Origin of the sequence: Kitasatospora albolonga, from assembly GCF_039535905.1 — a bacterium.
Lineage (GTDB): Bacteria > Actinomycetota > Actinomycetes > Streptomycetales > Streptomycetaceae > Kitasatospora > Kitasatospora albolonga.
This window is the reverse complement of sequence record NZ_BAAAYB010000127.1, coordinates 17210-39252: the sequence shown is the minus strand read 5'-3', so window position 1 is coordinate 39252 and position 22043 is coordinate 17210. Positions and strand designations below refer to the sequence as shown.

Sequence of the window (22043 nt, the reverse complement as noted above, 5' to 3'; positions counted from 1 at the left end):
CCAGGTCCCGGCCGCCTGCTCAGGGCGTCGTGCGCCATCTCGGGCCGGTCTCGGCGTCCAGCGCCCACACCCACTGCCCGTCCGCGGTGACGGTCATGCCGTAGTCGTACACGCTCGGGCTGCCCAGCACGGACCACTGGTCCCACGCGGATTCGAGTTCGTCGGCCAGGCGGCGCGGCCCGCCCTGATGGGCGAAGACCCCGTGGGCCTTGGTGGACAGGCTCGCCCACGACCGGCCGTCGTGGATCCACGCCGACGTGCCGTCCCCGTCGGCCGCGGTGGTCAGCTCGACCTCGGGCAGCGCGACCCGGAGGTGGAAGCGCAGCCCCCAGTCCGCACCGAGCGGGGTCAGATCACGACGGAGGGGGCGTTCGCCGTCCGGCTCCCGGTGGCCGCGGACCTCGGCGTAGGCGCGGTGCGGGTGGCTGGGGGCGGTGCGGTCGGGCATGAACTGGGCCAGGCCCTGGAACCAGCCCTGGGCGTGGGTGTGGTCGTCGGCGACGGTGAGGGCGACGTGCCCGAGCCGACCCCACGGCACGACGAGTCGGCCGCCGGGCCGGCACTGGGCGATCCACGCCCACGGCACGCGCTCGACGGCGTAGGTGGCCACCACCCGGTCGTAGGGGGCGCCGGCCTCGCATCCCGCGTTGCCGTCGCCGGTCACGGCCGTGACGTGGAGGCCCAGGTGCTCCAGACGGACCGTGGCGGCGGCCGAGAGCCGGGGGTCGGCCTCGACGGTGGTCACGGTCTTGGGACCGGTGCGCCAGGTGAGGAGCGCGGCGTTCCAGGCGGACATGCCGGTGCCGAGCTCCAGTACCTGGTTCCCGGGCTCGGGTTGCAGGGAGTCGAGCATGTCGACGACGAGGGCCTGCGCGGAGAGGCTGGAGGTGGGCAGGTTCGCGGTGATCTGGGTGACGGCCGGGGCGTGCTGGTCGGCGTAGAGCAACCCGGCCCAGCGGTCAGGGCTGCTGTCCCGGTCGACAGGCTGCCAGGCGTGGCCGTCCCAGTCCCACAACCGCGAGGGGGCGAACCTGTCGCGCGGCAACGCGGTGACGGCTTCACGGATCCAGGGCGAGCGCCCGGGCCAGGTGCCCGCGCTCGCCATCCGCTCGTCCAGCCGCGCCCGCCATGACGCGATCCCGCCCTGACCAGTGGTGTCGCCGGCCTCGGCCACCTCGCCCGTCCCCTGCCGCTCCACTACTTCTTGTGCTTGCCGTCGCCGGGTGGCGGAGGCGGTACCTGGCCGTCCGCGTTGCCGGGAGGCGGAGTGCCCTGGCCCGGATCCGGCGCCGGCTTCTCGTGGTCTCCCATGCCCGCGTCCCTCCCTCGTCGTGGCCGCCCGGCCGACCCGGCGGGCCTCGACGCCCATCGTGCACGCCCGACGCCCGCCGGGAAAGAGCGCGTCGGGGTGGTGCGGCAGCACGCCGTGTTGACCGGCTACGCAGGACATCACGGCCAACCGGCAGGACCAGCCCGCGCCCGCTCATCCGTACCTGGCTGACCACCCGTCAGCGACCATCGCGGCGATGACGGCGGTGATCCCGATCGTGGCTCCGCTGTGCACGCTGTGTGCACCCTTCCAGGACAACGGCGGGTGAGGATTCGGTCCGGCCCGCCAACGGGTCACCCAGTTGCCCAGCCGGGCGCGACGGCGATGGTGATCAGCTGCTCGGCGTCCAACAGGGCCTGCCCCTCGTGCAGTTCGGGCCCGCTGCCGGCGTACGCCTCCAACAGCACGCGTCGGCCGTCGGGCCGCAGCACGTCCACCCGCCAGCGCGGCGCGGAACCGCTGCCGCTGGACACCAGCACCCGGTGGCCGTCGCGGACCTCTGCAGCCCGGTACCGGTCGCCGTAGCCGGGGAGGTCGGCCCGGTGGTCCTCGACCAGGACGTCCAGCAGGCCGCTGTTCTCGCCGCCCTTGACCGTGAGCCTGGCCCGGCCGTCGGCTCCGTGGCCGGCGGGGACGCCGATGAGGCCGGGCGGCATGAGGGAGCCGGCGACGGCGGCGGCCCACGCGGACGGCAGCACGGCCTGGCCGGGGCTCGCGCTCGCCGCGCTGCGCCGTTCGCCGGCCGTCGGCAGGTCGGCCACCACCGGATCCCAGGCCCGGGACTGCAGGGCGGCGGTCAGTTGGGCCACCGACAGTGGCGGCGTGGGCCGGCTGACCGGGGCGCCCTTGGACTCGGGGGCGTTCCATTCGTCGATCTCGACCACCCGGCCGTCCTTGCCCGCCAGCAGCGCGCTCCAGAACTTGGTGTCCTCCCGGCCGTCCGGGTACTCCAGCCCCTGATGGATCCTCAGTACCGAACCGTCCGGCAACGTCTCGATCCGGCAGACGGCCGCCGGTTCCACCGACTTGGGCCGGCAGCCGTAGGTGCCCTCGGCGACCTGGACCTGCCGGGCGAACCGCGTCACGGAGACGGAGATCTGGCCGAGGCCGGCACCGTCGTCGAACCGCGTCTGCATCCACGCCCCGTCCCTGGGGACGTCCTGCTCCTCCACGCCGTGCACCTCGCTGAACGCACCCGGTGGCAGGGCCGACTTGAGCGCCGCCAGAACTCGTTCCGTCGCCACCGGCACCGGCCCCGAGGTGCGACCCCGTCCGGTCGGGCCGGCCCCGCCACTGGGGGTGGCCGCACCGGACGGCGCGGTCGCGGACGGCGCGGTCGCGGACGGGTTCGGGCCGAGCGCCGGGCCGATCGGCGCGCCGGCCGGCACACCCGGCTGCGCGAACAGGTAGGCGCCCCCGCTCACCAGCGCCAGCGCGGTCGCGGCACCGACCGCCCGGCCGACCTGGCGACGGCGCCAGAGCCGCCGGCCCCGGGCCAGCCCGGCCGCCTCCAGGCGGAAGGCATCCGTGTGGAACGCCTCGCCGGCCCGCGCCATGGCGTGCGTCAGGTCCTCTTCGAACGTGTGGTCACTGCACATACGGGGTCCTCGTCACGGTGGTCGTGGTCCTGAGCGGGACGGGATCAGTGGTCGGCGAGCTCGGCCATCGAGTCGCCGAGCAGGGCGCGCAGCCTGGCCAGCGCCCGGGTGGTCCTGGTCCGCACCGCCCCCGGGGAGGAGCGCAGCACCTGAGCGGTCTCCTCGATGCTGCGGTCCTCCCAGTGCCGCAGGACCAGGACCGCACGGTCCTTGGGCGGCAGTTGGGCCAGTGCGTCCAGCAGCGTCAGCCGCAACGCGCTGTCCCCGTGCCCGCCGCCGGTCTCGGGGAGGTCGGCTACGGGCAGTTCGCCGCTCGACCTGCGTCTGCGGTGGTTGAGGAAGGCGCGGACCAGCACCTGGTGGGCGTACGCCCCCGGGTCCTCGATCCGCGAGCGGCCGGACAGCCAGGAGTTCTGCCGACGCCAGATCGTGTACATCCGCGCCAGCGTCTCCTGCACCAGGTCCTCGGCCAGGTGGGAGTCGCCACCGGTCAGCAGGCACGCCGTGCGGTACAGCTGCACTGCCCGACCGGCCGTCAGCTCCAGGAACCCGGCGTCCCCGGCCTCGGCGGGCGCGCGGTTGCCGGCCATCTCTCATCTCCCCCTCGAACGCTCTCCATCTCTCAGAACCCCGGGAGCGGCGGAACGTTACAGCCCGCTTCCGGAAATCCTTCCGGGCACCCGACCCAGCCCGGGCTGGGCGGAGCCACGGCGGGCCAGGAAGGGAGAGCAGACCCCGGCAGCCCGGCAGGGTGCGAACACCGTTCGGTTGCCGAGGTGGGCAATGAGCCTCATGCAGGGCCGAGCAAGCAGGGTCTCGCTCTTTTGAACACGTTCAAGCATGTGGCATGATGCCGTCTCCGAACCGATGGGATGAGGGGGCGTCAGTGAGGAGCTCGGCCACGGGCAGCGGTGGGGGACGGATGGCGTTCGCGTGGGCGTCGGTCATCGGATGGGCGGCACTGGCCGCCGTGGGCCCGTTCGTCGGGCTGCTGGTGGGGATGATCGTCCTCGGCTCGGTCCCGGCTGTCCCCCTGGGGACGTTCCTCGGACGGGCCCGAGCGGTGACCGCCCTGGTGGTGGCGGCCGCAGCGGGGACCGGCGTACTCCCCCTGACCGGCGCCGCGGTCGGCGGGCAGTCCTGGGGAGCACCCTGGCTCTGGTCACTCGCGCTGGCCGGCCTGATCCTCTACACCTTCCCCCTGGTCACGGCAGGCTGGGCAGCCGCATGGCTCGCCAGCCGCGAACAGGACTGAGCTCAACCGCACCCTCTCCCGACCTGCGCGGCCGATCGGCCGGGGAGACCTCAGTAGGCCCGCAAGTCGCGGCGGCGCACTCCGCTCACCAGGGCAGGAACCCGACCGCCGCCATCAGCACCAACCGCCCCGCAGTGCCACTCACCGGCTGCTGCGGAGAAGAAATTTCCTCGCCGCCTGTCACATTCCCCGGCTGGGGCGTGTCAGTGAGATGTCCGAGCAGGGAGGACGACCTCGCTCTCCCGCTCCCGCCCGACCACCATTGGAGCCACGCCATGTCCGTCGCCCACGTCGTCCTCTCCGTCGTCACCGCCCTGTGGATCGGGTTCTCCGGTGTGTCCCTGGCGCGCCGGGCGGAGTTCGTGACCCAGCCGCTGGTGGACTACGGCGTCCCCCGTTCCTGGTGGACTCCGCTGGCGCTCGCCAAGCTCGCCGGCGCGGCCGGTCTGCTGGTGGGCCTGGCCGTGCCCGCCCTCGGGATCGCGGCCGCTGTGGGACTGGTCCTCTACTTCCTCGGCGCCGTCATCACCAACCTCAGGGCGTGCTCCTACAAGACCGTGGTGTTCCCGATCCTGTACCTGGCCCCCGCCGCGGTCACCCTCGGCCTCGGCCTCGCCGCCTGACGACCGTCACCACGCCCGCCGACATCAGCAACCGTGCCGGAAGGACGCGATGACGGCTGAACAGCTCCCGGCCCAGAGGGGTCCGTCCGGTCTCCGGCCGACCGCCCCGAGGTGCCGGGCCCGGCCTCGGCCGGGCGGTGACCGCCCCGGCGCTGCCGGTGCGAGGCGCGCGGGTGGCACGGACCCAACACCTGCGGCCGGGAGCCCATCACACGCTCGCACAGCCGCACAAGCAGTGGCAGCGCACCATCAAGGGGGAACCACCAGTGGACACGCCATCACCTGATCTGCCGGGCAGCCCGCAGGGCCGAGCCGCGCAGGAGCGCGAATCCTTCACCGCACCTCAGGGCCCGAATCCATTCGCCGCACCGTCCCACCCATCACGGCACCCACGGCAGCAATTCGGCCCCGCGGCCTGGGCCGCCCTGATCGTCGCGGGCGGCCTGGTGGCCGTCACCGCGGTGGTGGCCGTGGTCAAGGGCCCGGCAGTGCTCCGCGAGGCCGGTGAGCGGGCCCGGGCCGCGGAGAGGCCGTTCGAACCGGGCGAGTGCTTCCGGGGTGACGGGGACGGATTGGAGCGGTCTGAGCAGGTGCCGTGCACCGAGCCGCACCGGATGGAGGTGTTCTCGTCCTTCGCGATGGATGACCGGGAGTACCCGGGGAAGGAGGCGCTGTTCGCCATGACCACGATGCTCTGCCGCCGCGCCCAGTCCGCGTACGTGCTCGACTGGATGACGATCCCGCGTGAGACCAGGACCGGCATGCTGCTGCCGAGCCAGGACATGTGGCGCCGAAGCGACCGTACGGTGGTCTGCCACTTCGCCCACCCGCGGCCCCGGCAGGGTTCGATCGCCAAGGACACATCCGAGTACCAGCCCGAGCAGTCCGCCTACCTGACGGCCGAGCGCACCACCGCCCGGACACAAGCCGAGTGGCCCGTTCAGGAGCCGTCTCGAGCACCGGACCAGTACCGTCAGTTCGCAGCCAGCCTGGCCAAAGCCCTCAGGGCCGAATCAGCCCAGCTCGACGCCACCCACTGGAGCGACGGCCCCCAACGGGAACTGCCCATCCTCAAAGCAGAGTTGGAAGCCCACGCCCAACAGGCCGACCGGGTCGTACTGGCCGACTCCACCCAACTGCTCACCGAAATCGACAAGCTGCACGACTACGCCCCGACCGGTCTGCGCTTCCGAGCCGCCTTGAGCCTGCCGACCGCCCAACAGGACAACCCCTGACCGGACCGCAGGACAGCAGCCCAACCGCGATCCGCAACACCTGGCAGAGCGACCTGGCCGCTCCGGTGGGGTCGGGCGGACGGGTTTGGTGGGCAGTTCCCGGCGGTGTGGTGTCGATGGCTTGTTGCCGGGCTGACCGAGGGGTGACAGGACCCTGGGAAGGCGGTTGTGACGGCGGCCACCTGCGGGCGGTGCCGAATCCAACGGTCCGTACCCGCGCCCTGGCACTGGGTCGACGATGTGGTCGCGGTCACCGCCCCAAAGGGGTGACTGCGACCACACCCACTCCCGCAACGATCTTCCGGAGGGCTCACCGGGCCCTTGGAATCAGGGGCCGGGCCTCGCTCGTACCTTCGGTAACGCCGCCCCGAGCTGGCATTTCGCCGAAATGCTTGTCCCAGACCCCCGACCGCTCGTAGCTTCGTAACCAGTGCACAGCGCACCACCCGGGCCCACCACCCGCGGCCCCCGCCCCACAGGCGGCCGGGCACACGCGGTCAAGGTGACCGGGGCGGCCCACCACACCCCTCGTGTGAACAGCCGCCCGCCGCGTGCGACACCCCGGAGACCCAGCCCACTGTTCAGGGCCCGCTCCGTGCTGTCCGCCCCGGGACTTCCGAAAGGATCTGCATGACCTTCCGTCACGAGACCACCGCCACCACCACCGCCACCGTCAAGCGCAACCGCCTGCGGATGGTCCTGATGGGCGGCGCTGTGGCCGCCCTTCCGGTTGCGGGCCTCGTCACGGCCACCTCGGCCTCCGCCGCGTCCTCCTCCACCTGGGACTCCGTCGCCCAGTGCGAGAGCACCGGCAACTGGAACATCAACACCGGCAACGGGTTCTCCGGCGGCCTGCAGTTCACCCCGAGCACCTGGGCCGCCTACGGCGGCACCCAGTACGCCTCCTCCGCCAACCAGGCCACCAAGGGCCAGCAGATCGCCGTCGCCGAGAAGGTCCTCGCCTCCCAGGGCCCCGGCGCCTGGCCCGTCTGCTCCGTCAAGGCCGGCCTCACCAAGGGCGGCACCCCCGCCCAGACCGACACCAGCGCCCCGGTGAAGTCCACCAAGCAGGCCGACCAGAGCACCAAGACCGCGCCCAAGAACGACACCCAGGCCGCCTCGCGCAGCACCGAGCGCAAGCCCGTCGCCAAGACCACCCCGGACACCGCGGCCGCGCCGGTGCAGAAGAGCACCGGTGGCAGCTACACCGTCAAGAGCGGCGACACCCTCGGCGCCATCGCCGCCGCCCACGGCGTCAACCTCACCACCCTGTACGGCAACAACGCCCAGGTCATCGGCAGCGACATCGACATGATCCTGCCCGGCCAGGTCCTCAGCATCTGACCCGACCACAGGCACCACACCACGAAGCCTCCCTCCACAGACCCAGGTCCGTGCAGAGAGGCTTCGTCGCACTCAGCGAACAGGGCAGACAGCTCTGCCACCGCGTCCTGCTGCGCTCAACCTGAGGTCGCGGGCTGCACTGCCCGTCGCTCGGTCTTGGGCAGTCGCCGACCTCCGGAGGGGGCGTCAGCTCCCAGCTCCTTCGGGGTGAGAGGTGTCCTGCTGGGAATGCCAGCCTCCTCTTCGCGCGTGCGGCTGCCAAGAGACGACAGAGGCTCCGAGAACAGCGGATCTAGTGGCTCGTCTCGGTTCCTTGGCCGACTGATCCTTCGTCCGTGGCACGGCAGGCTGCTTCCAGGTTGTGATCGTGGAGGTGGTTGTGGGGCGTCATATGGGGGTGTTCGTCCGGCCGGTGGGCTTGGAGGAAGAGCGTCGGCTGCAGCGAACCAGCCGAAACGCAGGGGAACCGGTGAGGCTGCGGCGGACGATCGTCGTGATGACCTCCGCGCAAGGGGACGGCTCGGCGATCGAGTGGTCACGGTGGGGACCAGGGTGCCGTCGAGGATCAGCACGGTGTCCTCGCGGAAGCGTCGGCAGGGCTTGAGCGCGAGCGGGGAGCCGATGTGGTCGATGATCCGGTCGGCAGCCGACTTCGATACCTCGCACAGCGGAGCAATCTGGCGCAGCGTCAGGTCCGTTCACCGGTAGGCCGTGACGAGCAGCACCCGCCCCAGCAACGGAAGACTCCACGGCCGGCCCGGTCGCACCGATTCGCCCCCCTCACGCCGCAGCGCCGTCATCAGCTTGCGGAAATCGCGGGGCCTCAGCCCGGTGAACAGGGCCGTCCAGACACCTCAGGGTTCCAACGTGTCAGGCCGAGGCTGCCAGCGGCTGTGCAGCCTGTCGTCCGCTCGAACGGATCGGGGGCTGGCGACCCGCTCTTCGTCAGCTGCCCTGCGGTGTTCCAAGATCCTGCTCTCCGCGCACCCAACTCCGAGGAACTGGCGGCAGTCACCGGTCTGCTCGGTGAAAGGCCACCCGTGCTCGTCGCCTTCGAGGCGGACGCCGCCGGGACCAACCCGACCTCGTGCCTCATCGCTGCGGATCGCCTGGACATTGTGCAGAGGACCGTCTTGAGGTACTGGCGTGAGGACGCGGCTCCTGGCCAGCGGTTCGCTTCGTGGGTCCGCCCTCCAGGTCAGTGACGGTCAGGCGGCCATGGAGTTCAACTCGTCCTGTGGGGCGGGGAAGGCCAGGGCCTCCTCGTAGCGGCGGCCTGTCCGAAGGCGGCGTCAGAGCTGTCCGATCATGCGGTTGAAGAGGTTGCGCTGGGCGACGGCGGGCCAGTCCCCGGCGTCGCGTCGGCGTCAACTGTAGGCCTTGGCCCCGGCTGAGGCGGTGGTGGCGGAGAGCGCCTAGCAGCAGCCGGCATGGTTGAGCCGGTCGTTCTTCACCCATCGCCGGGCGATGCTGGACTGTCACCGGTGAACCGACTGAATGCCTCGGACGGCCCCTCCAAGAATGTCGGATGCGTCGCTTCGTGGTCCAGGTCAGTGAGTGAAACGCGGGTCCAATGCGTCGTACTGGTATCCCCGGGACAGGACTGCTGCGAGCTCGACCTCTCCGTGCGCCTCAAACCACGCGCGGAGCAACTCCTGTGCCGCTCTGTGGCGTTCGGCTACCTCGCGCAGCAGTACAACGGTTTCGGCCAGCACTTCGCCTTCTGGCAAGGCCTCGTCGTCGACAGTCTCGGCACTGCCGTCATCCACTGCGGCGACCCTGACTCGGCGAGGCGTTCCGGGGGCATCCGACAGCGGGAGCAGTTTGGCGAAGTATGAACCCTCGAAGAAGTAGAAGTCATGAATGTCACCGTTGAGCGCCCCGGCAACCGCAGCCCCCATCGAGCCAAGCACGGAGAGGACCGCATCCGTCCACCCCGAGACCGGGAAGTCCCGGCCGCCCAGCGTCAGCCAGACCGGGCCGTCGACGAAGACGGGATCGCGGGAGTCGATCTTGAGCTTGTCCGGAACGACATGCACGTCAAACAACTGCTACTGCTCCCGTGTACGCGAAACCGCACCGGCTGCGGCCCCCTGTTGCAGCCTAGTTCCGTGACCGAGATGTTCGCCAGGTTGCTTGATCACACTACGAGGTCCGCGCTGCCGCCCCACCGGATGCCCTTCTCGCTGCGGATGCGGGCGCGCGGGTCTGGACCGGGTGGTTCGGATAGTGGGAGTTCGCCGGAGCGAACTGCCGCAGCGGTCCGAGGTGGGCCTCTATCGGGTTCGCCCAGGAGGTGCTGGTCGACGCGAGCGCGGCCAGGGTGTTCGTGGTGCCCTTGTGGCGCTGGTTGGCGCCCCACGAGGTGTCGTCGCCGATCGAGCAGCAGCCGTGGAAGTAGGTCACGCCGTGGGTGCGCTTGTAGGTCGCCGGGAGCCGGTCCGGCTTGCCCTGTTCGGCCCAGCATCTGCCGGCGGTGGGGGCGGATGCCGATCGGGCCGAACTCGTCGAAGGCGAACGTGCGGCACGGGAAGCGGTCCACGACGTGCTCGATCCAGTCGAGCTTGGCGTCGTAGTCGGGGTCCATGGGCGATCGAGGTCATCGTGACCGGCTTCCTGTACAACCTCCCCTTCCCGGGGCGGCCCGGCTACGGGATCGAGGTGCACCTCGGGCCGGTCATGATGGAGCGGTACCTGCGCATCCGCCCCTGGTACGGGGAGTACCCGCCGGGCACCGACCGCACCGAACCGGCATAGCCGCAGCAGCACAGCCCGGGCCCCGGGATCGGTAACTGCTCTGCTTCGGGCCCCTTCTGGCGGTACATCAGGAGCAGCGAAGGCCGGCGGACGATCGACCGGGGGTCACCGGGCCACCGGCAGGCCGTACTCGGGAAGGTCGATGTCGCCGGCCTTGGCGAACTGGGCTGCCAGGAGCTGCCGCATCGGCCAGCGGTTCATCGACCGCATCGACATCGCCCGCAGGCGGATCGCCAGGGCGCTGTTCGGGGCGAAGCCGCCGGCGCCGCCCGGCGGGAGCTGCTGCGCCTTGGCGACGTACGGGCGCATGATCCGGTCGTAGCCGCGGAAGGCGGAGGCGATGTCTCCGGGCGCAGCGGCGAGTTCGCCCGCCAGGACGTAGGCGCCGACCAGGGCGAGGCTGGTACCGAGGCCGGTGAGCGGGGAGGGGCTGTAGCCCGCGTCGCCGAGCAGGGCGACGCGGCCCCGGGTCCAGCTGTCGAGGTGGACCTGGCCGAGGGAGTCCAGGTGGAAGTCGGTGGAGCGGTGCATCGCGTCGAGCAGCCGGGGTGTCTGCCAGCCGACGTCGGCGAAGCGGCGGGCGACGGTCTCCTTCTGGGCGGCGAGGTCGCGGCGGTCGAAGGTGAGCGGGGGCGAGCGGAAGGCGAGGCCGGCCTTGACCTCGCCGGGGCAGCCGCCCCGGGCGGGCGGAGGCGACCAGTCCGCCGGGGGCGTTGTGCATCAGGTACCAGCCGTCGAGGTCGAGGTCGGTCTCGGCGGTGAACCAGGCGAGCTGGATGTCCAGCGGCCGGACGCAGGAGGACTCCGGGCCGAAGGCCAGGCCGCGGACGACGGAGTGCAGTCCGTCGGCGCCGATCACCGCGGCGAACCGCCGGGTGCCGGCCCGTTCGAAGTCGACGGTGACGCCGTCGCCGTCCTGGGCGAGGGCGGTGACGGTGTCGTCGAAGAGGTACTCGGTGTAGGGCGCGGTGGACTCGTGGAGCAGGCCGGCGAGGTCACCGCGGAGGATCTCGATCTCGGAGACGATGCCCTCGCCGCCGAAGGCGTCGGCGGGCAGCCGTGAGGTGATCCGGCCTGCGGCGTCGACCGTGGCGATGCCCTTCTGGTCGAGACTCAGCTCGCGGGCCCGGTCCATCAGCCCCATCCGGGTGATGACGGTGCGTCCGGCGCCGCGCAGGTCGACCGTCTGGCCGCCCGGGCGCGGGGCCGGCGCGCGTTCGACGACGGTGGCGGTGAAACCGGCCGCGTGCAGCCAGTGGGCGAGGGCCGGGCCGGCGATGCCGCCGCCGGAGATCAGGATGTCAGTGTTCCCCATGACTCGGAATGTACGCTGTACGCATTAGTCGTAGCAAGCGAGAAATGCCGTGCAGAAAAGGCAAGTTGAGTGGAGTGCACTAGTGCGGAGAGCATTGGTGGACCAGCCCTGGGGCGGCGCTGGCTAGGCTGACGGGCAGCGTAGGTGCACTAGTGCGGAGGGGATGCGGTGGACCGGAACGACGGGGCGCGTTACCGAGGAATCGTCGAGGAGCTGCGACGCCGGATCGAGCTGGGTGAGCTCGCTCCCGGCGAACGGGTGCCCTCCACCCGGGAGATCACCCGGCAGTGGGGGGTGGCGATGGCGACCGCGACCAAGGTGCTCACCGAGCTCCGGAACGCCGGGCTGGTCCGCGCCGTCCCGGGCGTCGGCACCGTGGTCGTGGGCCCGGAGCGGCCACCCGCCCTGCGTCCGCCCGCGGCCCGGCTCCGGCGGGCCGCACCGGAGGTCGCGCTCGCCGCGGAGCGGATCGTGGCCGCCGCGGTGGCGATCGCCGACGCCGAGGGGCTCGCCGCGCTCTCCATGCGGCGGGTCGCGGCCGACCTCGCCGTCTCCCCCATGGCGCTGTACCGGCACGTCGCGGACAAGGACGACCTGCTGGTGCGGATGATCGACGCCGTCTTCGCCGACCGCGCCCTCCCCGCCGAGCGGCCCGAGGGCTGGCGCGAGCCGCTCGCGGTGGCTGCCAGGACCCTCTGGGACGCCTTCCGCGCGCATCAGTGGCTGGCGCCCGCGCTCTCCATGACCCGCCCTCAACTCGCCGTCAACGCCCTGCCGTTCACCGAGTGGGTGCTCGCCGCCCTGGACGGCCGCGGCCTCGACCCGTGGACGGTCTTCACCGCCCACCTGACGCTGCTCACCTACGTGCGCGGCATCGCGATGAACGTCGAGAGCGAGAACGCGGCGGAGGCCGACACCGGCCTCGACGCCGAGGAGTGGATGGCCACCCAGGAGACGGCGCTGCGCGCGGTGCTGGCGAGCGGCCGGTTCCCGCTGCTGGAGCGGTACACCGTCGACGGCTACGACTTCGACCTGGACCGGCTCTTCGCGTTCGGCCTGGACCGGCTGCTCGACGGCATCGCCGTCCTGCTCGGCGAGTCCCCGCCGCGGCCCTGACCAGGTCCCGCCGGACCGCCTCCGAACTGCTCTGCTGATCATCGGAGTTGGCCCTCGGGATTCCTGCGACGGCCGCAGGGGAAGACCGACCCCGACGACGGACTCTGTCCCCGAGGGGGAACGGGTGGGGATCTTCCTGACGGTGTGTGCGGCACTGGTGGCCACGGCCTCGGCGTACCGCCTGGGGTACCGGCTCCGGGCCGAGCGTCCACCGGTGCGGACGCCACGGCCGACGGGCACCGAGCTGACGGTCTACGAGGTGGCGGCCCTGCGGTCCTGGCCGCTGCACCCCGATTCCCGTTTGGGCGGGCTCTGAGCGGGACGGAGCGCCGGCGGGCGTACTGCTGACCCTGGCTCAGGAACCGGGACGCCGCGCGACGTTCGGAGCAGGTCCGGTCACGGGGCGTGCAAGTGCACCGGCAGGCGGCTCACTCCGCCGATCAGGTTCCCGCCCGGGAAGGGGAGGTCGGTGGCGGCTTCCGCGAGGCGCAGGTGCGGGGCGTGGTCGGCGAGCGCGCCGATCGCGGTCCGCAGTTCCAGCCGTGCGAGGTCGGCGCCGATGCAGCGGTGCGGGCCGTGTCCGAAGGCCAGGTGCGGGCCCGGGGCGCGGGTGATGTCGAAGGTGTCGGGCCGGGTGAAGACGGCGGGGTCGCGTCCGGCGTGTGCGTGGGAGGGGACGACGGCTTCGCCGGCCCTGACCGTGGTGGCCCCGAGGGTGACGTCCGCGACGGCCAGGCGGGGCAGGCCGACGTCGGCGATGGTGTCGAAGCGCAGGATCTCCTCGACGGCCGGTCCGAGGAGGGTGCGGTCGGTGCACAGGGCCTGCCACTGGTCCGGGTGGTTGAGCAGGGCCAGCACGCCGTTGGTGAGGGTGGCGGCCGTGGTGGCGTGTCCGGCCACGAACAGGTTGACGGTGGTGGCGAGGAGTTCGGGCCGGCTCAACTCGCCTGCGGTGTGGGCGTCCCGCAGGCGGTCCAGCAGTCCGCCGGGGACGAGGGCACCGTCGGCCGGCGGGGCGGACAGCAGCCGGTCGAAGTGGGTGCGCAGCGCCTCGTGACCTGCCCGGGCCTGCTCCGGGGGCAGGGAGGTGAGCGAGAGCTTGTGCCGGGCCCACTCGGCGGTCGCGGCCTGGTGGGCGGCGGCGACCCCGAGGACGTCGCCGAGGACGGCCTCGGCCAGCGGGAGGGCGAAGGCGGCGTGCAGGTCGACCGGTTCGGGAGCGGCGGCCGACAGGGCCGACAGCAGGCGCCGCACATGGGCCTCCACCGCGGGGGCGAGGGCGTCGACGGCGTCGCGGCGGAACGCCCGGGCGCACAGCCGCCGCACCCGGGTGTGGTCCGGCGGGTCGAGGCCGAGCAGGCTGGGCTCGTCACGGTCCGCCAGGGTGAACCGGGGACCGCCGGGGGCCGTGAGCATCTCCCGGCGGCTGAACCGACGGTCCGTCAGGACCCGGACGACGTCGGCGTGCCGGACCGCGAGGTGGGCCGGGCAGCCGCTCGGCAGGGTGACGGCGGCCAGGCCCGGCAGGGCCAGGAAGTCGGTGTGCGGCATCGGTGCGAGGCAGTCGGCGCGGTCGAACGGATAGGGCGGGCGGCCGGGGCCCGGGGCGGCCGTCGTCATGGGGTGGCCTCCGTGCGGTGGGGAGCGGGCCGTGGGCCGACGGGCGGCAGGCCGCAGGACTCGCGGGGGTGGACGTGGTCGGGGCGCGGGTTGGACGAGAGGTGCTCGTGCCAGCGTCGGCGCAGGGCGCCGTCGGCGGTCAGACCCAGCCGCTCCAGCACGCGCCGGGCGGTGCCGTCGGGGTCGGCCGCCAGGTCCGTGAAACGGACCGTCAGGCAGCGGTCGGCGACCGACGGGTCGGCGGTGAAGGCGTGCATCCGCGACAGCGCGGCATGCGTGGCCGCCGTCATCTCCCGGCCGATCTCGACGGGGTCGACGGCGTCGCTGCGTCGGCGGCGGGCCGCGGCGACGAGGCCGCAGACCGAGCCGACCGCCTCGTCGACGTCGCGTTCGAGGACGACGTACCGGGCGCCGGGGTGGGCCCGGTCGAGGGCGGGCAGGTGCCACAGGTGGGAGGGGCTCTTCAGCAGGAGGCGGGAGCCGGCCGGGGCCGGGCGCCGCGCGAGGATGTGGGCGAGCTGGGCCCGGTGCAGGGCGTAGGCGGCCGTCAGGTCCTGCTCGGCGAGCCAGCGGGCGTAGGACGGGGTCCGGTAACTGAGCATCCCCAGCACGCTGTTGCGGAAGTCGGTGTTCATCAGGTGCTCGCACTCCTCCGGCTCCCTCGCCCCGGTGGGGTGGATGCGGGCCAGCTCGGGGGCGGTGCGGGAGAGCTCGGCCACGTGCCGTTCGGCGTCCGCGACCAGGTCCGCCGTTCCGGCCCCGGGCGGGGTGAGCGGCGCCAGCAGCTCCCACAGGCGGGGTGCGCGCAGCGCCGGATGGTGGGCCAGCAGCCGGTGCAGCAGGGTGCTGCCGGTGCGCGGCAGGCCGATCAGAACGACGGGCGGCTCCGGCGGCAGCACCGGTGGCACGGGCACGGCGTGCAGCCGCAGCCGGGTCCGGAGCGCGCGCAGCAGGGTCTCCCGCGCCTCGGCGCGGCCGACCGGGGTGAGCCGGGCCTCCGACTCCAGCGAGGCGACGAGCAGGTCCAGGGCCGGGCCGTGACCGGGCGCGCCGAAGTCCGCCAGACCGGTCGACCGCACCGCCTCGTCCCGCAGCGCGTCGGCGTCCAGACGCTCGGCGGCGTACGGGCCGCCGCGGGGCGCGCGGTTCACCGTACGGCTCCCACCCGCTGCTGCGGGGTTCCGGTCCGGGCGGCCCACAGCGCGGCGATCCGGTCCACCACGGCCCGGACGCCCTCGGGCCGCGCCCGTGGGTTGATCGTGCAGAGCCGGAACACCCGGCGGCCGGCCACCGTCACGGCGGCGACCATGGCGCTCCCCTCCGCGCGCAGGTCCTGGCAGACCGCCTCCACCGCCGCGTCGGCATCCCGTCCGGTCGGACCGGGCCCGGTGGAGGGCGGCAGCCCGCGGAAGGTGACGACGGCCAGGGACGGGCCCGTCACCACCTCCAGGCCGGGACGGACGGCGATGTACGCGGCGACGTCCTCCGCCGTCGCCAGGCCCCGCTGCACGGCGGCGCGGAACGCGTCCGCCCCGAACACCTTCAGCGACAGCCACAGGCGCAGCGCCCGGAACTCCCGGGTCTGCTCCACCCCCCAGTGCAGGTAGTCCACCCCGTCCCCCTCGTGACCGGTGGCACCCGTGTCCAGGTAGCCGGGCAGCCCGATGCCGAACGCCCGGGTCAGCCGGGCGGGGTCACGCAGCAGCACGCATCCCGTCCCCGCGGGCTGGAACAGCCACTTGTGCGGGTCGACGCTCAGCGAGTCCGCCTCCTCCAGGCCCTCCAGCACGCCGCGCCCGCGCGCGGTCAGCGCGGCGGGGGCGCCGAACGCGCCGTCCACGTGCAGCCACAGGCCCTCGGCGCGGCAGAAGGCGGCCAGTTCGGGGAGCGGGTCGACGTCACCGGTGGCCGTGGTGCCCGCGTTGGCCACCACCAGGAACGGCCGCAGGCCGTCCCGGCGGTCCCGGGCCACCTGCCGTGCGAGGACCTCCAACGGGATCCTGCGGTGCGCGTCGGCGGGCAGGACCCGGACCCGGTCCTCGCCGATGCCCAGCACGTGCAGCGCCCGGGGGACGGAGAAGTGGGTCTGGTCCGAGAAGTAGGCGCTCGCGCCGCGCGCCTCCGTCCCCACCAGCGCGTCGCGGGCCGCCGTCAGGGCGGTCAGGTTGGCGGTCGAGCCGCCCGACACGAACAGCCCGGAGGTACCCGGGGCGAGCCCCAGCAGCTCGACCAGCCACCGGACCGCGGCCGACTCGATCGCACTGGAGACCCCGCCGCTGAACCGCCATCCGGTGGGGACCGCGAACCCGGTGGCCAGCGCCGAGGCCAGCACCCCGGTCACCGTCCCCGGGGAGGGCACGAACGCCAGGAAGTCCGGGTGGTCCGGGTGCGCGTTGCCCTCCCGCAGCAGCCGTCCCACCTCGTCCACCAGCGCGAACGGATCGTCGGCCGCGGCCTCGGGCAGGGCTTCGGAGCCCAGCCGTGCCGCGTCGGCGGCCGCGCCCGCCGAGGCCACCGGAGCTCCCTCGCCACCGGCCACCAGGTGCCCCGCGACGATCTCCCACACCCGCTGCCCCAGCGCGTCGACCGCCTCCGGCGGCAGCGTCAGCGAATCCGACGCGCGGCCCCCACTGATGGTGTTCATGGAAGCACACTGTGGTACCTCGGCAGGGACGTGACAAGTACACCCCTCCCGGTGGCCCGGCACCGGGCCGGGATCGTCAACCGGTGCGGCCAGGGCGCTCGTGCGGGTGAACCCGGGCCGGTCCGCGTGTGTGGGCGCCACTGCCGGGCAGGGGACGGCCGCGGCCGTGATCGCTTGGCTGCCCAGTTCCTCTCGACCATGTGGAGTGCACGATGTCCTCAGTCCTCAAGCCCGGCGAGGTTCTCGCAGTGGACCAGGAGCTGCTGTCCGGCAACGGGCGGTTCCGGTTCACCCTGCAGCAGGACGGGAACCTCGTCCTGGCGGACCTCAGCACCAGCGCCGTGCTGTGGGCCTCCGCCACCGACGGCAGCGGCGGGGCCGAGGCGAGGATGCAGGGGGACGGGAACTTCGTCCTCTACGACGGCGCCGGGCAGGTCCGGTGGGCGGCCGGCACCGACGGCCACGACAGCGCCTACGTCAGCCTCGCCGAGGACGGCAACCTCGTGGTCACCAGCCAGGCGGGCGGGACGCTGTGGGAGACGGGGACCCGCGTCGCCGGAGCCGACCGGGTGGCCCCGGAGCCCGTCCGGGAGCCCGAGCCGGAGCCCGTGCAGCAGCAGACCTACACCGTCCAGCCCGGTGACAGCCTCTCGGCCATCGCCCAGCGCTTCTACGGCGACGGGAACCGGTACCAGCAGATCGCCGACGCCAACGGGATCCCCGACCCGGACCTGATCAACCCGGGCCAGACGCTGATCATCCCCTGACGCCTGCTCACCCGCCGCGCCCCCGCCCGGAGCGGACGGGGGCGCGGCGCAAGCGAAGTGACGGTGGGTCAGCCCGGCTCGCTCGCGCCGCGACGGCGGTCACCGTCCCAGGACGACCTGGTGTCCGACGGCTTCCAGCTGGAGCCCCTCCGGGGTGGAGCGGACCGCCGTGAGGTTGATGTTCTGGGGCAGGGGAACCGGCCAGGCGTACCTCAGGCCGCCGAGCACGGGGACGCGCAGCTCGAGCTCGTCGGCCGCGACCGCGACGCTCGCCGCCGTGTCCACCGGCCGGCCGTTCCAGGTCCCGGTGATGCGCAGGGCCGCCTCCTGCCCGCCGCCGGCACCGGTGGCCGGCGCGACGGTGAGGGCGCTGCCGGCACCGACCAGCCTGGACACCGCGCCGGACAGGTCCGCGTAGCCGATGGTGAGGCGGCCGGTGACCAGGTTGGCGCCCGCGCTGCGCCCGGTGAGCGAGGACGCGGCCAGGTCGTACAGGTCCAGGTCGAGCCTGCGCACGGTGAGGTGGTCGCCCTGGGCGCCGGCCGTGGTGTCGAGGGTGAAGTTCCCCGCGGTCACGGTCACGTGGTCGAGGCTGAGGTCGGCGGCCTGGGTGAGGAACGGGAATCCGTGGATCGAGACCTCGGTGAAGCCGTCGGTCGATCCCGCCCCGTAGCCGTAACGCTCCTGCGCGAGCGCGACGGCCTCCTTCTCCGCGTAGTGCAGGGCGATCCGGTCCGCGGCGACGAACAGAGCCGCGAGGACGACCACCACGACCACCAGCACCTTGACCCAGCGCCGCTTCATCTCCCGCTCCCCCGTGCCGTGGGCCGGATCGGCCGCTGCCGACGGCTCGTTCCGGTCCCGCATCCCATTAGTGGCCACCGATCGGTCCGATGCATCCGATCAGCGGATCGGCCCATCAAAGCATGCGCCGGCCGATGGTGAACGCGTAGGCCCGGAGGCGCGGTTCGAGGTGGGCCCGGCGGGCAGTCGCGTGCTCCCCGCCGAACCGGTGAGCGGGCCCCGCCGTCACCCGGGCGGTGGAGCGGTCCGGTGTGCCGGATGCGGACCCCGGCCCGGTGGGCTTGGCTGGTGCGTGCACCGAGTGCCGTCCCGCCTGAACCGCCGCACGCGCACCGGACCGCCCTTCCGCCGGACCCCGACCCCCTGGCCGGGCGCACGTCCGAGGTCGGTGCGCCGCGTTCCCGTGGGTCCTCCCCGACATCCCGATTCGGAGTCAGTCATGCCCTACTGCACGACACGTGACGGTGTGGAGATCTTCTACAAGGACTGGGGCAGTGGCCGCCCGGTGGTGTTCATCCACGGCTGGCCGCTGAACGGCGACGCCTGGCAGGACCAGCTGAAGGCGGTCGCCGACGCCGGGTTCCGTGGCATCGCCCACGACCGCCGCGGTCACGGCCGCTCCACCCCGGTCTACGACGGCTACGACTTCGACACCTTCGCGGACGACCTCGACGACCTCCTCACCGAGCTCGACCTCCAGGACGTCACACTGGTCGCGCACTCGATGGGCGGCGGCGAACTCGCCCGCTACATCGGCCGCCACGGCACCTCGCGGATCAAGTCCGCGGTGCTGCTCTCGGCGATCCCGCCGCTGATGGTCCAAGGTCCCGACAACCCGGAGGGCGTGCCCGGCTCCGTCTTCGACGACATCAAGGCGGGCATCCTGAACGAGCGTTCCCAGTTCTGGAAGGACACCGCCGTCGGCTTCCTGTCCGCCAACCGCCCCGGCACCAAGGCGACCCAGGGCAACCAGGACGCGTTCTGGTACATGGCGATGGCCCAGACCGTCCAGGGCGGCGTCGACTGCGTGGACGCCTTCGGCTACACCGACTTCCACGACGACCTGAAGAAGTTCGACATCCCCCTGCTGGTCGTCCACGGCGACGACGACCAGGTCGTGCCGATCGACGCCACCGGTCGCAAGACCGCCGCCCTGGTCCCCGGCGCCGTGCTCAAGGTCTACGAGGGTGGCTCGCACGGCATCGCGATCGTCCCCGGCGACAAGGAGCGCTTCAACCAGGACCTGCTCGACTTCCTCAAGGCCTGAGAACCGCAGCCCTCCGCCGGGGCCGGCCGCGTACCCTCAGTCCCGCTCGTCGGCGGCCGGCTGCGTGCCCGCCGCCTCGGACTCCACCCGGTCCGGGGCGGCCGGCGCGGCCTGCTCCCCGGCGGGCGGAGCCGGTGCCACCGGCGTCTGTGCGGTCGAGACCCGCGACTTCGGCGGGTATCCCGTGCTCGGCATGTCCTGCTCCCAGCTGTCGTCGTCGTTCGGCCCCGCTCCGGGGCCGTGGCACCACCGGTGGGGTTGTGCCCGGCCTGACGGCCCCTCACCCCACCGGCGGGCAGCGGGATTCAGCGGACCGCCCGGGCGGCCGGGCTCAGGACGACCACGGTCCGAGCATCCCCCTCATCGCGTCCGTCAGCGCCAGCTGAAGCAGCGGGCCGTAGGTGATCCGGCCGACGCCCAGGCGGCGGAAGCGTTCGATGTCGTGCCTGACCGGGTGGGCGGTGGAGTTCACCGGGACCGACACCGCGCCCGTGACCGCCGCGAGCAGCTCGTCGTCGTCCTGGATGCGCACGGGGTAGACGCTGTCGGCGCCCGCCCGCTCCATCGCCAGCAGGCGCTCGATCGCCTCGTCCAGGACGGCCTTGGCGCTCTCCGCGTGGACGAAGAGGTCGGTGCGCCCGTTGATCCAGACCGGGACGCCCGCGTCGTCGGCCGCCGCCCGCAGACCGGCGATGTAGTCGGCGTGCTCCCGGGTGCTCCGCACGCGCCCACCCTCCGAGTGGACGGTGTCCTCGACGTTCAGGCCCGCCCCGCCCGCCTCGACGAGCCCGGCGATCAGGTCGGCCGGCGACTGGCCGTAGCCGGACTCCAGGTCCACCGAGACGGGGACGTCGACCGCCGCGATGATCGGCCGGACGGCCGCCAGCACCTCCTCGAAGCTCTGCCCCTCCTGGTCCTCCGCCCCGCGGGACTCGGCGAGGGGATGACTGCCGATCGTCAGCGCCGGGAAACCGGCCGCGGCCGCGGTCCGCGCGGACCAGGCGTCCCAGACGGTGGGGAGCACCAGCGGCTTGTGCTCGGCGTGCAGCTGCTTCAGGCGCTGGGCGCGCTCAACGGTGGTGTGAAGGTCCATGCCGAGGACGCTACCCCGTGGTGGCCCGGGAACGACGGAACAACGGAACGATCGGGCCCCGGTCCAGGCTGGGGCGGAGTCACCGTCGCGACCGTCTGACCTGCGGGATCTGACTGAATTCCGGCGACTTGGGTCACCTGACTGACGTGCCCGCCGGTGTCCGGGCGCGACAGTGGAGCCGCCGGCGGTGCTGACGCACCATCAGCCACCACCTGGCCGAGGCCGCCTCGAAACGGCGGATCGGCCTGCAACTCCCTTGGAGGGGATCCACCTTGAAGACCCGTACGAAGACCTGGCGCCTGCTCCCGGTCGCGCTCGTCGCCGCCACGTCCGTCCTCCTGGCGAGCTCGACGGCGTCCGCCGCGGAGCCCGGCGAGAGCAACGGCTGGAGCCAGGAGATCGAGGACAACGCGCCGGTCTACTCGGACGGGGACATGTCCGAGGCCCGCGATCCGAACGGCAACGCGCTGGTCCAGGTCTGGCGCGGATGGAGCAACAACAACATCTACCTCTCCATCAACCACGGGACTCCCATCCAGATGGGCGGCGCCCAGACCAACGTCAGCCCGGTGGTCGTGTTCGACACCCACGGCGGGAACAGCTCCTACTTCCGGGTCTTCCACACCGGCACCAACGGGTTCGTCTTCTACTCCAACATCCAGGTCACCGGCAACCTGCTGAACCCGAGCGCCTGGTACCAGGTGCCCAACGACGTGCGCACGCCCAACAACCTGTCGGTCGCCGTGACGGCGCTGCCCTCGCGCGGACTCCTGCTCGCCTACCGCGGGCAGGACAGCGCGAACGTCTACAGCGTCTTCTTCAACGGGCAGAACAACCTCTGGGACCTCCCGGTGGCGGTCCCGAACGCGACGAGCCCCTCCTCGCCCGCCCTCTCCGTTGCACCCTCGTCGAACATCATCCTGCTGGCCTGGCGCGGCACCGACAACCAGGTCAACGTGATCCGCCAGCACTACGGCAACGGCGGCTGGTGGGGGCAGGAGATCCTGCCGGGCGTACTCACCGACGCCCAGCCCGCCATCGCGATGGCGAACAGCGTCTGGGGTCAGATGGCCGTCCGCGAGCAGGGCACCCACCGACTCCGGCTGTCCTCGGTCGCCTCGACCGGCGGGTGGGCCGGCGGCTGGAGCGCCGAGGTCAACGGCTTCGTCGCCCGCTACGGCCCCACCCTGGTCGCCTACGCCGCGACCGTCTACCTCCTCGCCACCACCGCGAGCGGCGGCGTGTGGTGGAAGCAGTCCCGCCAGTACTGACGAT

At 72.7% G+C, this 22043-nt stretch carries 21 protein-coding genes and 3 pseudogenes; 10 read left to right on the top strand and 14 right to left on the bottom strand.

Translation table 11 applies throughout. The features are described 5' to 3' along the window. Positions 1–19: 19 nt before the first annotated feature. The 3 genes from ABD946_RS31300 to ABD946_RS31290 all read right to left on the bottom strand — a co-directional run bounded on the left by ABD946_RS31300 (position 20) and on the right by ABD946_RS31290 (position 3518). Entirely contained in the window at positions 20–1174 is a 1155-nt protein-coding gene (locus tag ABD946_RS31300) for a methyltransferase domain-containing protein (protein WP_345288959.1), read from the bottom strand. Between the two features lie 449 nt (positions 1175–1623). Beyond that, the gene (locus tag ABD946_RS31295; protein WP_345288958.1) at positions 1624–2928 is read right to left on the bottom strand and encodes a hypothetical protein; all 1305 of its coding nucleotides are present in this window, start codon (positions 2926–2928) and stop codon (positions 1624–1626) included. Between the two features lie 44 nt (positions 2929–2972). Then, complete coding sequence (locus tag ABD946_RS31290; protein ID WP_345288956.1) at positions 2973–3518, bottom strand: SigE family RNA polymerase sigma factor; 546 nt, start codon at positions 3516–3518, stop codon at positions 2973–2975. A gap of 332 nt (positions 3519–3850) precedes the next feature. Here ABD946_RS31290 and ABD946_RS31285 point away from each other — a divergent pair, with 332 nt between their 5' ends. The 4 genes from ABD946_RS31285 to ABD946_RS31270 all read left to right on the top strand — a co-directional run bounded on the left by ABD946_RS31285 (position 3851) and on the right by ABD946_RS31270 (position 7385). Beyond that, positions 3851–4183: a hypothetical protein gene (locus ABD946_RS31285; protein ID WP_345288955.1), complete on the top strand. Its 333-nt coding sequence runs from the start codon at positions 3851–3853 to the stop codon at positions 4181–4183. Between the two features lie 275 nt (positions 4184–4458). Continuing rightward, entirely contained in the window at positions 4459–4806 is a 348-nt protein-coding gene (locus ABD946_RS31280; protein WP_345288954.1) for a DoxX family protein, read from the top strand. Between the two features lie 446 nt (positions 4807–5252). After that, a complete protein-coding gene (locus ABD946_RS31275; protein ID WP_345288953.1) occupies positions 5253–6041 on the top strand; it encodes a septum formation family protein in 789 nt (262 codons plus the stop codon). Between the two features lie 630 nt (positions 6042–6671). Then, positions 6672–7385, top strand: a complete 714-nt coding sequence (locus ABD946_RS31270; protein ID WP_345288951.1) for a transglycosylase family protein — start codon at positions 6672–6674, stop codon at positions 7383–7385. Between the two features lie 513 nt (positions 7386–7898). On the opposite strand, the pseudogene ABD946_RS31265 reads toward ABD946_RS31270, so the two are convergent. The 3 genes and pseudogenes from ABD946_RS31265 to ABD946_RS31255 form a co-directional block, all read right to left on the bottom strand. After that, positions 7899–8224 (bottom strand): annotated as a pseudogene (locus ABD946_RS31265) (IS5/IS1182 family transposase); the annotation flags it as partial. A gap of 711 nt (positions 8225–8935) precedes the next feature. Next, positions 8936–9433, bottom strand: a complete 498-nt coding sequence (locus ABD946_RS31260) for a hypothetical protein (RefSeq protein WP_345288950.1) — start codon at positions 9431–9433, stop codon at positions 8936–8938. 92 nt (positions 9434–9525) lie between these two features. After that, positions 9526–9969 (bottom strand): annotated as a pseudogene (locus ABD946_RS31255) (IS630 family transposase); the annotation flags it as partial. 20 nt (positions 9970–9989) lie between these two features. Here ABD946_RS31255 and ABD946_RS31250 point away from each other — a divergent pair. Next, entirely contained in the window at positions 9990–10142 is a 153-nt protein-coding gene (locus ABD946_RS31250) for a hypothetical protein (protein WP_345288949.1), read from the top strand. A gap of 105 nt (positions 10143–10247) precedes the next feature. Here the strand turns inward: ABD946_RS31250 and ABD946_RS31245 are convergent, their stop codons facing one another. Together ABD946_RS31245 and ABD946_RS31240 are read right to left on the bottom strand one after the other, a co-directional pair. Beyond that, on the bottom strand, positions 10248–10673 hold the full coding sequence (locus ABD946_RS31245) for a Rossmann-fold NAD(P)-binding domain-containing protein (RefSeq protein WP_345288984.1): 426 nt from the start codon (positions 10671–10673) through the stop codon (positions 10248–10250). Between the two features lie 349 nt (positions 10674–11022). Then, positions 11023–11457 (bottom strand): annotated as a pseudogene (locus tag ABD946_RS31240) (FAD-dependent monooxygenase); the annotation flags it as partial. 168 nt (positions 11458–11625) lie between these two features. Here ABD946_RS31240 and ABD946_RS31235 point away from each other — a divergent pair. Both ABD946_RS31235 and ABD946_RS31230 read left to right on the top strand, forming a co-directional pair. Continuing rightward, entirely contained in the window at positions 11626–12573 is a 948-nt protein-coding gene (locus tag ABD946_RS31235) for a TetR/AcrR family transcriptional regulator C-terminal domain-containing protein (RefSeq protein WP_345288947.1), read from the top strand. Between the two features lie 124 nt (positions 12574–12697). Beyond that, on the top strand, positions 12698–12889 hold the full coding sequence (locus ABD946_RS31230; RefSeq protein ID WP_345288946.1) for a hypothetical protein: 192 nt from the start codon (positions 12698–12700) through the stop codon (positions 12887–12889). Between the two features lie 80 nt (positions 12890–12969). On the opposite strand, the gene ABD946_RS31225 is transcribed toward ABD946_RS31230, so the two are convergent. From ABD946_RS31225 to ABD946_RS31215, 3 genes are read right to left on the bottom strand one after another with little or no spacing between them, the layout of a single operon-like run. After that, positions 12970–14193 (bottom strand): cytochrome P450, encoded by a 1224-nt coding sequence (locus tag ABD946_RS31225; RefSeq protein WP_345288945.1) that lies wholly within the window; start codon positions 14191–14193, stop codon positions 12970–12972. Continuing rightward, the gene (locus tag ABD946_RS31220; RefSeq protein WP_345288943.1) at positions 14190–15344 is read right to left on the bottom strand and encodes a sulfotransferase family protein; all 1155 of its coding nucleotides are present in this window, start codon (positions 15342–15344) and stop codon (positions 14190–14192) included. Before ABD946_RS31220 ends, ABD946_RS31225 begins: the two co-directional genes overlap by 4 nt. Next, a complete protein-coding gene (locus ABD946_RS31215) occupies positions 15341–16837 on the bottom strand; it encodes a pyridoxal phosphate-dependent decarboxylase family protein (RefSeq protein WP_345288942.1) in 1497 nt (498 codons plus the stop codon). The genes ABD946_RS31220 and ABD946_RS31215 overlap by 4 nt, the downstream gene beginning before the upstream one ends. Positions 16838–17049: 212 nt before the next feature. Here ABD946_RS31215 and ABD946_RS31210 point away from each other — a divergent pair, with 212 nt between their 5' ends. Next, positions 17050–17604, top strand: coding sequence for a LysM peptidoglycan-binding domain-containing protein (locus ABD946_RS31210; protein WP_345288941.1), 555 nt, complete (start codon positions 17050–17052; stop codon positions 17602–17604). 99 nt (positions 17605–17703) lie between these two features. On the opposite strand, the gene ABD946_RS31205 is transcribed toward ABD946_RS31210, so the two are convergent. Then, positions 17704–18471 (bottom strand): LmeA family phospholipid-binding protein, encoded by a 768-nt coding sequence (locus ABD946_RS31205; protein WP_345288940.1) that lies wholly within the window; start codon positions 18469–18471, stop codon positions 17704–17706. Positions 18472–18847: 376 nt separating this feature from the next. On the opposite strand from ABD946_RS31205, the gene ABD946_RS31200 reads away from it, so the two are divergent. Next, on the top strand, positions 18848–19675 hold the full coding sequence (locus ABD946_RS31200; protein ID WP_345288939.1) for an alpha/beta fold hydrolase: 828 nt from the start codon (positions 18848–18850) through the stop codon (positions 19673–19675). Between the two features lie 36 nt (positions 19676–19711). Here the strand turns inward: ABD946_RS31200 and ABD946_RS31195 are convergent, their stop codons facing one another. Beyond that, the gene (locus ABD946_RS31195; protein WP_345288937.1) at positions 19712–19870 is read right to left on the bottom strand and encodes a hypothetical protein; all 159 of its coding nucleotides are present in this window, start codon (positions 19868–19870) and stop codon (positions 19712–19714) included. Between the two features lie 136 nt (positions 19871–20006). Next, entirely contained in the window at positions 20007–20768 is a 762-nt protein-coding gene (locus tag ABD946_RS31190) for an isocitrate lyase/PEP mutase family protein (RefSeq protein WP_345288936.1), read from the bottom strand. A gap of 272 nt (positions 20769–21040) precedes the next feature. Here ABD946_RS31190 and ABD946_RS31185 point away from each other — a divergent pair, with 272 nt between their 5' ends. Beyond that, the gene (locus tag ABD946_RS31185; protein ID WP_345288935.1) at positions 21041–22039 is read left to right on the top strand and encodes a hypothetical protein; all 999 of its coding nucleotides are present in this window, start codon (positions 21041–21043) and stop codon (positions 22037–22039) included. Positions 22040–22043 lie beyond the last annotated feature (4 nt).

What these genes read in the sequence shown, in the direction of transcription:
- ABD946_RS31195 (WP_345288937.1), bottom strand. Translation starts at nt 19,870, where the DNA reads ATGCCGAGCACGGGATACCCGCCGAAGTCGCGGGTCTCGACCGCACAG.
- ABD946_RS31205 (WP_345288940.1), bottom strand. Translation starts at nt 18,471, where the DNA reads ATGCGGGACCGGAACGAGCCGTCGGCAGCGGCCGATCCGGCCCACGGC.
- ABD946_RS31285 (WP_345288955.1), top strand. Translation starts at nt 3,851, where the DNA reads ATGGCGTTCGCGTGGGCGTCGGTCATCGGATGGGCGGCACTGGCCGCC.
- ABD946_RS31295 (WP_345288958.1), bottom strand. Translation starts at nt 2,928, where the DNA reads ATGTGCAGTGACCACACGTTCGAAGAGGACCTGACGCACGCCATGGCG.
- ABD946_RS31200 (WP_345288939.1), top strand. Translation starts at nt 18,848, where the DNA reads ATGCCCTACTGCACGACACGTGACGGTGTGGAGATCTTCTACAAGGAC.
- ABD946_RS31190 (WP_345288936.1), bottom strand. Translation starts at nt 20,768, where the DNA reads ATGGACCTTCACACCACCGTTGAGCGCGCCCAGCGCCTGAAGCAGCTG.
- ABD946_RS31270 (WP_345288951.1), top strand. Translation starts at nt 6,672, where the DNA reads ATGACCTTCCGTCACGAGACCACCGCCACCACCACCGCCACCGTCAAG.
- ABD946_RS31225 (WP_345288945.1), bottom strand. Translation starts at nt 14,193, where the DNA reads ATGACGACGGCCGCCCCGGGCCCCGGCCGCCCGCCCTATCCGTTCGAC.
- ABD946_RS31245 (WP_345288984.1), bottom strand. Translation starts at nt 10,673, where the DNA reads ATGCACCGCTCCACCGACTTCCACCTGGACTCCCTCGGCCAGGTCCAC.
- ABD946_RS31210 (WP_345288941.1), top strand. Translation starts at nt 17,050, where the DNA reads ATGTCCTCAGTCCTCAAGCCCGGCGAGGTTCTCGCAGTGGACCAGGAG.
- ABD946_RS31215 (WP_345288942.1), bottom strand. Translation starts at nt 16,837, where the DNA reads ATGAACACCATCAGTGGGGGCCGCGCGTCGGATTCGCTGACGCTGCCG.
- ABD946_RS31280 (WP_345288954.1), top strand. Translation starts at nt 4,459, where the DNA reads ATGTCCGTCGCCCACGTCGTCCTCTCCGTCGTCACCGCCCTGTGGATC.
- ABD946_RS31290 (WP_345288956.1), bottom strand. Translation starts at nt 3,518, where the DNA reads ATGGCCGGCAACCGCGCGCCCGCCGAGGCCGGGGACGCCGGGTTCCTG.